Source organism: Nocardia sp. NPDC002869 (assembly GCF_046764065.1).
GTDB classification, from domain to species: Bacteria; Actinomycetota; Actinomycetes; order Mycobacteriales; family Mycobacteriaceae; genus Nocardia; species Nocardia rhamnosiphila.
Genome location: NZ_JBKOOL010000019.1, coordinates 44,546 through 55,770 on the forward strand (window position 1 = coordinate 44,546; position 11,225 = coordinate 55,770).

Consider the following 11,225-nt stretch of genomic DNA (forward strand, 5'->3'; position numbering starts at 1 on the left):
CCGAATATTTCTCGTGCGCGCCGGGTGAACACCCGGCGCGCGTTACCTAGGAACCCATCATGACCAGAGTTCTCGACAATCTCGCGGCGATCGCCGACCAGCTGCGCGACCAGGCCCCGGAGGCCGAACGGCTCGGCCGGCTGCCGGATTCGACCGCGAAACTATTGAAGTCGGCCGGCCCGATCCGGCTGTTGCAGCCGAAGAAGTACGGCGGGTTCGAGGCGCATCCGCGGGAGTTCGCCGAATCGGTGATGTCCGCGGCGGCGCTGGATCCGGCCACCGGCTGGATCTGCGGCATCGTCGGGGTCCATCCCTGGCAGCTGGCCTTCGCCGATCCGCGGGTGCAGGAAGAAGTGTGGGGCGCCGACAACGACACCTGGATGGCGTCGCCGTACGCGCCGACCGGTATCGCCCGTCCGGTGGACGGCGGCTATATCTTCAACGGCCGCTGGCAGTTCAGTTCCGGTACCGACCACTGCGACTGGATCTTCCTCGGCGCCATGCTCGGCGACGCGCAGGGCGGGATCGCCGATCCGCCGACGATGCTGCACATGATCCTGCCGCGGGCCGACTACGAGATCGTCGAGGACTCGTGGAACGTGGTGGGGCTCAAAGGCACCGGTTCCAAGGACATCGTCGTGAAAGACGCGTTCGTGCCGTCGTACCGGGTGATGAACGGGGACCACGTCATCGACGGCACCGCGCAGCGCGAGTACGGCGTCACCGAGACGCTGTACAAGATGCCGTGGTCGACGATGTTCCCGCTGGGTATCAGCGCGGCGGTCATCGGGATCGCGGAGGGCGCGCTGGCCGCGCATCTGGACTACCAGCGCGGCCGGGTGGGCGCGCAGGGGACGGCGGTCAAGGACGATCCGTACGTGCTGTTCGCGATCAGCGAGGCCGCCGCCGATATCAACGCCGCGCGCCAGGAGCTGCTGGCCAATGTGGACCGGATCTGGGGCATCGTCGAATCCGGCGGCGAGGTGGATTTCGCGCTCCGCGCGGCCGGACGCCGCACCCAGGTGCGGGCGGCCTGGCGGGCGGTGATGGCCGTGGACCAGATCTTCGCCCGGTCGGGCGGTAACGCGCTGCGCATGGACAAACCACTGCAGCGGTACTGGCGCGACGCCCACGCCGGCCTCAACCACGCCATCCACGTTCCGAGCACCGTGTACCACGCTTCGGCGCTGAGCTCGATGGGGTTCGACCCGGCCGCGCATCTGCGCTCGATGATCTGACCGGCCGGGGACGAGAAGAACGACAGGAACGAAATGACCGATATCAAGAGCCTCGGGTACGTACAGATACAGACCACGAATATGGAGCGCTGGCGGCAGTTCGCCTTCGACGTGCTCGGCTTCGCGGAGGGGTCGGGACCAGACAAGAACGCGCTCTACCTGCGGATGGACGAGCGGGCCGCGCGGATCGTGGTGGTCGCCGGGGAGACCGACGAGGTGGTGCGGATCGGCTGGGAGGTCCGTGACCACGCGGCGCTGCGGCGGGTGCGGGAGACCGTGTCGAAGGCGGGTGTCACGGTGGAACCGCTGTCCCAGGACGATGCCGACGCCCGCCGGGTCGAGGAGGCGATCACCTTCACCGACCCCACCGGCGCCACGCTGGAGGTGTTCCACGGCCCCGTACTCGACCACAGTCCGGTGGTGACCCCGTTCGGCGCCCGGTTCGTCACGGGCGCCCAGGGTCTGGGGCACGCGGTGCTGCCCACCATGGACCTGGGCGGTGCGTTCGAGTTCTACACCGAGGTCCTCGGTTTCCTGCCGCGCGGAGCGTTCCGGGTGCCGGCGCCGCCCGAGTTCGGGCCGGTGCGGGTCCGTTTCCTGGGCGTGAACGAACGCCATCACAGCCTGGCGCTGTGCCCCGCACCGCACGGCGGCGCGCCCGGGCTGGTGCACATCATGGTGGAGGTCGATTCGCTCGACGCGGTGGGCCAGGCGCTGGACCGGGTGGCGAAGGACGGGTTCTCGGTGTCCTCGACGCTGGGCCGGCACACCAACGACAAGATGGTGTCGTTCTACGTGCGCGCCCCCGGCGGCTGGGATATCGAATTCGGCACCGACGGGATGAAGGTCGACGAGAAGTACTACACCGCGGAGGAGATCACCGCGGACAGCTACTGGGGCCACGATTGGTCCGGTAGCGAACCACTGGCAGCGATGTAATCGCGCCGCCTGCGGCGATGCGGAGCCGAGGCCTCGGACGGGGCCGCGGCTCCGCAGCGCGTCTCCTGGATCGACGGCCCCTCGGGCCGGGCGTATCGCCCGGTTCGGGGGGCCGTTCGTGATTTTCGGCCAACCTTTGCGATTCCTGTGACAGCTACCACAAAGGAATGATACTAATAGTAATATGCCTATTCGGCATATTCGATTGGGCATCAGCTCGTAGACCCAATGGAGGGCTCATGACTATGCAGGCCGACGCCGCCACCCCGAGCGCTGTGCTCGACCGCGTCTCGCTCGTTCTCGACGCGTTCGAGGGCCCGGGACGCCTGACGCTCGCCCAGATAGTGCGGCGGACCGGGCTACCCCGGTCCTCGGCGCATCGCATCCTGGAGCGGCTCGTACAACTGCGCTGGTTGCGGCGCGACGGCCGGGACTACGAACTGGGCCTGCGGTTGATGGAACTCGGCTCGCTGGCGGTGCACCAGGACCGGCTGCACCGCGCCGCCGTGCCGTTCCTGCACGAACTGCACCGCACCACCGGATGTGTGGTGCATCTGGCCGTGCTCGACGGCACGGACGTGGTGTACCTGGACAAGGTCGGCGGACGGCTGGCGGGCGCGGTACCGACCCGCGTCGGGGGCCGCCAGCCCGCGCACTGTACGGCGGTGGGCAAAGCGATCCTCGCCTACGCCGACGGCGGGCGCGGCAATGTCTTCGGTGCCGGCCCTGTCCGGCCGAAGACGCGGTACTCCATCGCCACGGCCGCGCAACTGCGCGCCGAACTGGCCAAGGTCCGCGCGCACGGTATCGCCTTCGAGCGCGAGGAATCACTGGCCGGATTCGGATGCGTGGCGGCGCCGGTCGGGGAGATCGGTCAGGCGGTGGCCGCGGTATCGATCTGCGGGCCGGTGGACCGGATGAGCTTCGATCACCGGACGGCCGCGCCGGTGCGGATGACCGCGCTGGGGATCTGGCGCAATGTCGAGGACGGCCGGGTCCGGGTACATCCCACACTGCAGCAGTCCCGCCCGCTGGGTTCGGTGCCGAGGCCCCACCCGATGGCGGCCCTGCAGTACGTCTGACCGGTGTCGTGCGTGCTACCCGAGGGCGGCCCGTCGCCGTGCGCTCGATGGAGAGAGCCGGTCGGGGACGGCGGCTGTGCCCACCGCGGGCGGCGACAGGGACGGAACCCCGCGCACAGTACTCACCGAGCCCTGCCGGACCGGGCGCCTTCCGGGGCCGGAATCGCCGCCTGCACCGCGGCCGGTCACGAAGACAGCGCGGGCGACGGCCTCGGCGGACCGGCGCCCGGCGAGGGCGCTCAGCGCCGCCCGGGGTCCTCCTCTTTGACCCGCTGCTCCACCTCGCGCCAGCGGCCCGGGGTGGGATGCGGATAGGCGGCCCGCTCGTCGCGTTCGGCCGCCACCAGCGCGGTCTCGGCCGCGTCGATATCGTCGATCAGCTGCTGGGTGAGGTCGCGTTCGGAGGCGTAGTAGCGTTCGGCCCACTGCAGCACGATCTGCGAGTAGGCCCAGCCCGGTTCGGATTTCGCGGCCGCCGCGTCGACGGCGGCACTGCGTTCGAGTCGTTCGGCATCGGCCATATGGTCGCGCAGGATCTCCTTGAGCCGCTCCGGCGAACTCAGATGTCCGAACATGATCCGCAACATCACATGATGTTTCAGCATCGGCGGGTCGACCGGCGCGCTGTTGGTCCAGGCGGTGACGGCGGCCCGGCCGGCCGGGGTGATCCGGTAGAGGCGGCGGCCGCGCATGGCGTTGTCGGCGTCGACCCGCGAGTGCGCGAACCCGTGCCGTTCGAGCTTCTTCAGCTCCGAGTAGATCTGGCTGTAGGAGGGGCTCCAATAGAAGTAGCGGATACTCCAGTCGGCCCACTTCTTCAGGTCGTACCCGGAGATCTCCTCCTCGTAGGAGAGCATGGCGAGCACCGCCCAGCTGGTCGGCGGCAGGTTGATCTGCGCCAGGTCGGGTTCGCTCGTCGTCATTCGCCGAATGCTATCAGTGGTCATATGCCGGTCCGGCATATGACTACCGCGGCGGGTGCAATCGTGTCGCTCACCGATCCAGTAGGTCGGAACCCTTGTAGTCGGCGGCCGCGACCTCGGCGATGATCTCGCCGTACGCCCCGAAACCGCTCACGAACGGCATGAAGACCCGCGGTTTGCCCGGGATGTTCGCCCCCCGGTACCAGGAGTTCGCCCGGGTCATCAAGGTCCCGGACGCTCGCTCGGCGCATTCGGCGACCCAGGCCGCCGCCGCGTCGGCACGGGACTCCAGCGCGGTGGCTCCACGTCCGTCGACGAACCCGATCGCCTCGGCCACCCAGTCCACGTGCAGTTCCGAGTGCAGCACCATATTGGCCAGTACCGACGGGCTGCCCGGGCCGGTGAGGTCGAACAGATCGGGGAAACCGGGGACACCGAGCCCGAGATGGTTCACCGGGCCCTCCGCCCACGCCTCGTTGAGTGTCGCTGCGCGTAGTTCGCCTTCTGCTTGCGCCGGAGTTCGTCGTCGAGGGCGGTGTTGCCGGCGGGCACGCTGTAGTTGGCGGTGCGCTGGAACACGTGCAGCCGCGCGGCCTGTTCGGCGAGCACCGGTATCGCCTGGATTCCCGAGGAACCGGTGCCGATCACACCGACCCGCTGTCCGGTCAGGTCGACACCCTCGTGCGGCCAGGCCGAGGTGTGCAGCAGCCGCCCGGCCCCGCCACATCGACTCGGGTCCGGCCGGGTGACGAGGGGTTTCCGGGGTTCACAGTGCCTCCAACCGCTCGGGTGTCCGGCGCTCTGCGGCGACGGTAGGGACAGCCGCGGCCTCCTGGTCGCCCTCCTCCCGCTGACCGGCACATTCACCGGATGACGCCGGTTCTCCCGGTGACCGGGAGAACCGTTCGCCCGCGCCGCGCACCGGCCCTACCGTCGGCCTCGGCACGAGCCGGCAGCGCGAGGAGGCGGTGGAGCAGTGGTGGACTTCGACGACGAAGTGGATGTGCTGGTGGCGGGATCCGGCGGTGGACTCGCCGGCGCCTACACCGCGGCCCGGGAGGGATTGTCGGTCGCGGTGGTGGAAGCGACCGACAAATTCGGCGGCACCACGGCGTATTCCGGTGGCGGCGGGGTCTGGTTCCCGTGCAATCCCGTGCTGGAGCGCGCCGGTACCGATGACACCCTCGACGACGCGCTCACTTATTTCCGCGCGGTCGTGGGCGACCGCACCCCGGGGGAACTGCAGGAAACCTTCGTGCGCCGCGGTCGCGACCTCATCGAATACCTGGAGGGCGACGAGCGTTTCGAATTCCAGATGTACCCGTGGCCGGACTATTTCGGCGCGGCCCCGAAAGCGCGAACGGACGGACAACGCCATATCGTCCCCGTACCGCTGCCCGCCGCCGAACTGGGCGACCTGCGCGCACATCTGCGCGGCCCGCTGGACACCGACCGGCTGGGCGCCGAACCGCCGGAGCTCCTGATCGGCGGGCAGGCGCTGATCGGCCGTTTCCTGCGCGCGCTGGCGGCCTATCCGGACGTCCGCCTGTACCGCAACGCCGCCCTCGCGGAGTTGATCGTCGAGGACGGTACGGTGATCGGCGCGCGTATCGAACGGCCCGGGGGCACGATCGCGATCCGGGCCCGGCGCGGTGTAGTGCTGGCGGCGGGCGGATTCGAGGGCAACGAAGAGATGCGCCGCCACTACGGGGTGCCCGGCGCGGCCCGCGACACCATGGGCCCGCCCGGCAATCAAGGAAAAGCGCATCGGGCCGGTATCGCCGCCGGAGCCGATACCGATCTCATGGACCAGGCGTGGTGGTCGCCCGGGCTCACCCATCCGGACGGGCGGTCGGCCTTCGCGCTGTGGTTCACCGGCGGCATCTTCGTCGACCAGGACGGTAAGCGGTTCGTCAACGAATCCGCGCCCTATGACCGGCTCGGCCGGGCGGCGATCGAACGACTGCGCGCCGGCAGTATGACCCTGCCGTTCTGGATGATCTACGACGACCGGGACGGGATCAGGCCGCCGGTACAGGCCACGAATGTGTCCATGGTCGAGACCGAGAAATACGAGGCGGCCGGATTGTGGCATAGCGCCGAGACGCTCGAAGGACTGGCCGCGGCCATCGGTGTCCCCGCCGCACACCTCGTCGAGACGGTCGAGCGGTACAACGCGATGGTCGCCGCGGGGGCCGATACCGATTTCGGCCGCGGCGACGAGGCCTACGACCGGGCCTTCTCCCAGGGCGAGCTGCCGTTGGTGCCGATCGAGCGGGGGCCCTTCCACGCCGCCGCCTTCGGCCTGTCCGATCTGGGCACCAAGGGTGGGTTGCGCACCGATAGCGCCGCCCGGGTGCTGGACCGCGACGCGACGCCGATCCCCGGCCTGTACGCCGCGGGCAACACCATGGCCGCGGTCAGCGGCACCGTCTACCCCGGCGGCGGCAACCCGATCGGCGCCTCGATGCTCTTCGCCCACCTCGCTGTCCTGAACATGCTCGGCCGTTAGCGCCGACCGGCGACACGCTCACCCACGGGCCGGCCGGATCACGGCGCCCCGAACCCGAACAGGAAACGCCCATGCCCGAACCCGAACAGATCCGCGCAGCCGTACACCGCTACCTCGACGCCGTGGCCACCGGAACCGCGGCCGATATCGCCGCCCTCTACGACGAGAACGCCACCCTGGAAGACCCGGTGGGCAGTCCGTCGCACACCGGCCGCGCGGCCATCGAGAAGTTCTACGGGAGCCTCGAATCCGCGCGTCGCAGTACTGAACTGCTGACCTTGCGGGTGAGCGGCGACAGCGCCGCGTTCGGTTTCCGGGTGGTCACCGAGACCGGTGACCAGACCATCACCGTCGAACCCATCGACGTCATGACTTTCGACGAGAACGCGCGGATCACGAGTATGCGCGCGTTCTGGTCGGCCGAGGACATCAGCTTCGGCTGAGTTCGAGCTCTACGAGAAAAGAGATATCCGTGTCCTCTACCGAACAGCACTGGGACCACGAGGTGGGTTTCCTGGTCGTGGGCAGCGGCGCCGGCGGCCTCACCGGCGCAGTGGCCGCCGCGGACCGGGGCGCGGACACTCTGGTCATCGAGAAGGCCGCTACCGCCGCCCGTCACGCCGCGATGAAGGAGTGATCGTGCAGCCCGTACAGTGCGCCGCCTGCGGTAACCGAGTGCTGGTGGAGAAGTTCAGCCCTAGCCACACCAGTGTGCAATGGCTCGACGACGCCGAATCCGCCTGCCCCGAATTCGCCCGCCGGGCGGCCCTCGGCGAGCCCAGTAAATGGATACCGACCTGCCCGGCGCTGCGCGATTCCATCGAACGGGCCGTCGCCGACGGTGATCTACCCACCGACGAACACCGCCGGGAACCCGTGCCGGGCCGCCTGGGCTGACACGGCTGCCCGGTGCTCGCCTGTCGGCAGGAGGGCTACCCCTTACTCAGTCCCGACGGCACGCGGCGACCGCTCACCGGGAACTCCGGATGAGCGGTCGCCGCGCACCTGGCAGCGTGGTTCGGAAGGAAGCACGCGAGATGGAGGGTTGACGATGACGACGGTTTCCGGCACCGAGCACGAGCTGCGGGAGATACGTACCGACGCCGGAATGCTGCGGTACTACGAGGCAGGCTCCGGTACGCCGCTGCTGCTGTTGCACGGTTCCGGGCCCGGGGTCACCGGCTGGCGTAACTTCCGCGGCAATCTCGATTTCTTCGCCGAACGGTTCCGCACTCTCATCCTGGAGTTCCCCGGTTTCGGCGTCAGTGACGATTTCGGCGGGCATCCGATGATCACCGCCCTGGACGCGGTGGTCCGCTTCGTCGACGCGCTCGGCCTCGACCGGGTCGATATCGTCGGCAACTCGATGGGCGGCGGGGTCGCGCTGAACTACGCGATCGCCCACCCCGACCGGGTCGGCAAGATCGTCACCATCGGCGGTATCGGCAAGAACATCTTCAGTCCCGGTCCGGGGGAGGGCATCCGGCTGCTCCAGGACTTCACCGAGAACCCGACCCGCGAACGGTTGATCGCCTGGCTGCACTCGATGGTGTACGACCCGGCCCTGGTCACGGAGGAGATGGTCGAGGAGCGCTGGGCCCAGGCCACCGATCCGGCCACTCTCGACAGCGCCCGCCGCATGTACAGCCGGGCCGCGTTCACCGCGATGGTGCGCGCCATGGACGCCGCGGACAGCCCGCCGCCGTGGGCGCTGCTGCACAAGGTGAAGGCGCCGACGCTGGTGACCTGGGGACGTGACGACCGGGTGAGCCCGCTGGATATGGCCCTGCTGCCGATGCGCACCATCCCGCGCGCCGAACTGCACGTGTTCCCGGATTGCGGCCATTGGGCGATGATCGAGCAGAAGGGCGCCTTCGAATCCACGGTCATGGCCTTCCTGACCCGCAAGGACTGAGGCGCCGGGAAGACCTGCTACCACTCGACGAAGTTGGGCCCGCCGGCCGGATCGGCAGCCTGCTGCCCGAACACCCTGCTTTACGACCGCTGGGATCCCGGCCGGCGCTTCCACGGCCGATTCGTCTCGTGCGGAGCGGAATCGGTCGATTTGCGTGGCACGCGAGCTCATCGAATGCCACTATGTCGCTGTCCGGTCGGGAATCCGAACACGGCGGCCGGACTCCGTGGGCGATCATGCGGTACTACCGGAGAGTCGTCCGCGTCGCACGGATACGGGAGGAATCCATGCAGGGCATCATCAATTCTCGCGGCATTCGACCGTTACGCGGGTGGGCGCTGACCGCGACGACGGCGGTCTTCATCGCGATTCTGGGGCCCCTGGCGATGGCCGCGGCTGCTTTCACCTTCGGCTCGACCCAGAAATCGACGGAAGGGCAGATCGGCCAGGCGTTGCTCGGGTCGGGTGCCCTGTTCATGATCCTGGCCTGGCCTGTGGTCGGCGTACTGGTCATAGGATGGCTGGTACGGGCGCGCGCCAACGCTGGACTCCTGGCCCCGGCCGGTCACCGCTTGCCGTCGTGGTGGGCGATCGTGGGCTGGCTGATCCCCATCGTGAACTTCGTGGTTCCGATGATCGTGGTCAGCGATGTGGTCCGGGCGAGCAACCCGGCCGGGCAAAACCTGCGTGCGGTCTTCGTGTGGTGGATCAGCTGGCTCGTGGCGCCGATTCTGTTGGCCTACGGCTTTTTTCAGCTGAACCGATCAGGGTTCCCCGAGGGTGCAGTGGTTCTGGGCCGAAGTCTGCTGGGCGGCACGGCGCTGTACGTCGTGGCGGCGCTCTCCTTCCGGTCCCTCGCTCTCACCGTGGCCCGTTGGCAAGACGAACACATGGCGTCCGCGCAGGGGTAGGACGGCCATACGGCGTTCCCGGGCGAGCTTCTACCAGGCTGCCGGCCGCGCCGCCTTCCCCGTCGCATATCGTGACCAGGCGGTCGGTCGACTCGAGTGCTGTATCACGGCGGTGATCCGGCGGCCCCGGTGACCGGCGCCCCGGTTCGGCGGAGCCCTACCGCTGGGTGCTGCCCGCGTCGACGGGCAGGGTCACCGCGGTGATGTAGCGGGCCTCCTCCGAGGCCAGGAAGAGCGACGCGTTCGCGATATCGACCGGCTCCACCCACGGGATCGGCAGCATGTTCATGGTCCGCGCGGCCTCCGCGAATTCTTCGCGGGTAGGGTTCTCCCGGTCGGGGCGGAACGACCGGCGGACCATATCGTTCTGGATCATCGGAGTATCCACATTGGTGGGGTGCACCGAGTTCACCCGGATCCCGTGCGGTGCCAGCTCCTGCGCCAGCGACCGCATCAACCCCACCACACCGTGTTTGGCCGCCGTATAGTGCGCGACCCCGACCAGTCCGCGCAGTCCGGCGATCGAACTGGTGAGGATCATCGATCCGCCGCCGCGGGCGATGAGATGCGGGGCGGTCGCCTTGCAGGTCTGCCATACGCCGGTCAGGTTGACGTCCAGCATCGTCCGCCACTGCTCCTCGGTCAGCTGCAGCCCGGGTGCGCTGGAAGTGATCCCGGCCGTCGCGCACACCACGTCCAGACCGCCGAGTTCGTCCACCGCCCGGTCGGCCGCCGCCCGCAGCGCCGCGCCGTCGCGGACATCGGCAGTGGCGGCCACGACCCGTGCCCCGGTCTTCTCGACAGCTCGCACGGTCTGCTCGAGGTCTTCCGGCGTCGCCGGTGGGATGACCACCGTCTCCACCGGACCGCAGAGATCCAGCGCGACGATATCGGCGCCCTCCTCGGCCAACCGGACCGCCTGGGCCCGCCCGATACCCCGTGCGGCGCCGGTGACCAGCGCTACCTTGCCCGAAACCCGTCCCATCTCACACCTTCTGAGTAAGTCCGGCGTCCACGACGAGCTGGGTGCCGGTGATGTACCGGGACTCGTCGGACGCGAGGAACAACACCGCGTTGCTGATATCCACCGGCTCCACCCAGGGCACCGGCAGAATTGTCCGTTCCGCGAGAACCCGCGCCGCGTCGTCGCGGGTCGGATCCGCCATCCCGGGCAGCAATTTCGCGTATACGTCGCCGTTCAGGATCATCGGCGTCGCCACCGATCCCGGATGCACGGTGTTCACCCGGATGCCCTGCAGGCCGAGCTCATTGGCCAGCGTCCGCGCCAGTCCCACCACCGCGTGTTTGCTCGCCGAATAGTGGGCGGCCGAAGCGCCGCCTCTGATGCCGTTCGTCGACCCGACGATCACGATCGAAGCGCCCGCGTCGAGGTGCGCGGCCCCCGCCCGGACGGTGTGCCAGACTCCGGTGAGATTGATATCGAGGGCGCGCTGCCAGGCGTCGTCGGACAGTTCCCAGGTCGGCGCCAGATCCGCGTAGACGCCGGCATTGGCGACGACCACATCCAGCCGGCCCAGCTGCGTCACTCCGGTGTTCACGGCTTCCTCGACCGCCAGCGGGTCACGGACATCGGCGAAACCGGTGACGCACCGGCGGCCGAGATCCTCCACCTCCCCGGCCACCGCGACCAGGTCGGCCGCGCTCTCCGCGAGGTCGAGGGCGACGATATCGGCGCCCTCCTCGG

At 69.0% G+C, this 11,225-nt stretch carries 12 protein-coding genes and 1 pseudogene; 9 read left to right on the forward strand and 4 right to left on the reverse strand.

The window, feature by feature from the left end; translation table 11 throughout:
* Positions 1 to 56 precede the first annotated feature (56 nt).
* The 3 genes from ACLML9_RS05960 (at position 57) to ACLML9_RS05970 (ending at position 3,259) form a co-directional block, all read left to right on the forward strand.
* On the forward strand, positions 57 to 1,238 hold the full coding sequence (locus ACLML9_RS05960) for a hydroxylase (RefSeq protein WP_411944541.1): 1,182 nt from the start codon (positions 57 to 59) through the stop codon (positions 1,236 to 1,238).
* Positions 1,239 to 1,271: 33 nt separating this feature from the next.
* A complete protein-coding gene (bphC, locus tag ACLML9_RS05965; RefSeq protein ID WP_411944529.1) occupies positions 1,272 to 2,177 on the forward strand; it encodes a biphenyl-2,3-diol 1,2-dioxygenase in 906 nt (301 codons plus the stop codon).
* A 245-nt stretch (positions 2,178 to 2,422) separates the two neighbouring features.
* Positions 2,423 to 3,259, forward strand: a complete 837-nt coding sequence (locus ACLML9_RS05970; RefSeq protein ID WP_411944542.1) for an IclR family transcriptional regulator — start codon at positions 2,423 to 2,425, stop codon at positions 3,257 to 3,259.
* 239 nt (positions 3,260 to 3,498) lie between these two features.
* On the opposite strand, the gene ACLML9_RS05975 is transcribed toward ACLML9_RS05970, so the two are convergent.
* The gene (locus ACLML9_RS05975) at positions 3,499 to 4,182 is read right to left on the reverse strand and encodes a PadR family transcriptional regulator (protein ID WP_411944530.1); all 684 of its coding nucleotides are present in this window, start codon (positions 4,180 to 4,182) and stop codon (positions 3,499 to 3,501) included.
* Positions 4,183 to 4,252: 70 nt separating this feature from the next.
* A pseudogene (locus ACLML9_RS05980) lies at positions 4,253 to 4,899 on the reverse strand (hypothetical protein); the annotation flags it as partial.
* Between the two features lie 259 nt (positions 4,900 to 5,158).
* Between ACLML9_RS05980 and ACLML9_RS05985 the strand changes: the two are divergent.
* The 6 genes from ACLML9_RS05985 (at position 5,159) to ACLML9_RS06010 (ending at position 9,520) form a co-directional block, all read left to right on the forward strand.
* Positions 5,159 to 6,694 carry an FAD-binding protein gene (locus ACLML9_RS05985; protein WP_411944531.1) on the forward strand — a complete coding sequence of 512 codons (1,536 nt, stop codon included), beginning with the start codon at positions 5,159 to 5,161 and terminating at the stop codon, positions 6,692 to 6,694.
* A 71-nt stretch (positions 6,695 to 6,765) separates the two neighbouring features.
* Positions 6,766 to 7,137 (forward strand): nuclear transport factor 2 family protein, encoded by a 372-nt coding sequence (locus ACLML9_RS05990; RefSeq protein WP_411944532.1) that lies wholly within the window; start codon positions 6,766 to 6,768, stop codon positions 7,135 to 7,137.
* Positions 7,138 to 7,166: 29 nt separating this feature from the next.
* Positions 7,167 to 7,331, forward strand: coding sequence for an FAD-binding protein (locus ACLML9_RS05995; RefSeq protein ID WP_411944533.1), 165 nt, complete (start codon positions 7,167 to 7,169; stop codon positions 7,329 to 7,331).
* 2 nt (positions 7,332 to 7,333) lie between these two features.
* Positions 7,334 to 7,591 carry a hypothetical protein gene (locus tag ACLML9_RS06000; protein ID WP_411944534.1) on the forward strand — a complete coding sequence of 86 codons (258 nt, stop codon included), beginning with the start codon at positions 7,334 to 7,336 and terminating at the stop codon, positions 7,589 to 7,591.
* Positions 7,592 to 7,745: 154 nt separating this feature from the next.
* The gene (locus tag ACLML9_RS06005; RefSeq protein ID WP_411944535.1) at positions 7,746 to 8,609 is read left to right on the forward strand and encodes an alpha/beta fold hydrolase; all 864 of its coding nucleotides are present in this window, start codon (positions 7,746 to 7,748) and stop codon (positions 8,607 to 8,609) included.
* A gap of 287 nt (positions 8,610 to 8,896) precedes the next feature.
* Entirely contained in the window at positions 8,897 to 9,520 is a 624-nt protein-coding gene (locus tag ACLML9_RS06010) for a DUF4328 domain-containing protein (RefSeq protein ID WP_411944536.1), read from the forward strand.
* A 157-nt stretch (positions 9,521 to 9,677) separates the two neighbouring features.
* On the opposite strand, the gene ACLML9_RS06015 is transcribed toward ACLML9_RS06010, so the two are convergent.
* Together ACLML9_RS06015 and ACLML9_RS06020 are read right to left on the reverse strand one after the other, a co-directional pair.
* Positions 9,678 to 10,505, reverse strand: a complete 828-nt coding sequence (locus tag ACLML9_RS06015) for a mycofactocin-coupled SDR family oxidoreductase (protein ID WP_030525310.1) — start codon at positions 10,503 to 10,505, stop codon at positions 9,678 to 9,680.
* Position 10,506: 1 nt separating this feature from the next.
* The coding region (locus ACLML9_RS06020) for an SDR family oxidoreductase (protein WP_411944537.1) at positions 10,507 to 11,225 on the reverse strand (719 nt) is incomplete at its 5' end.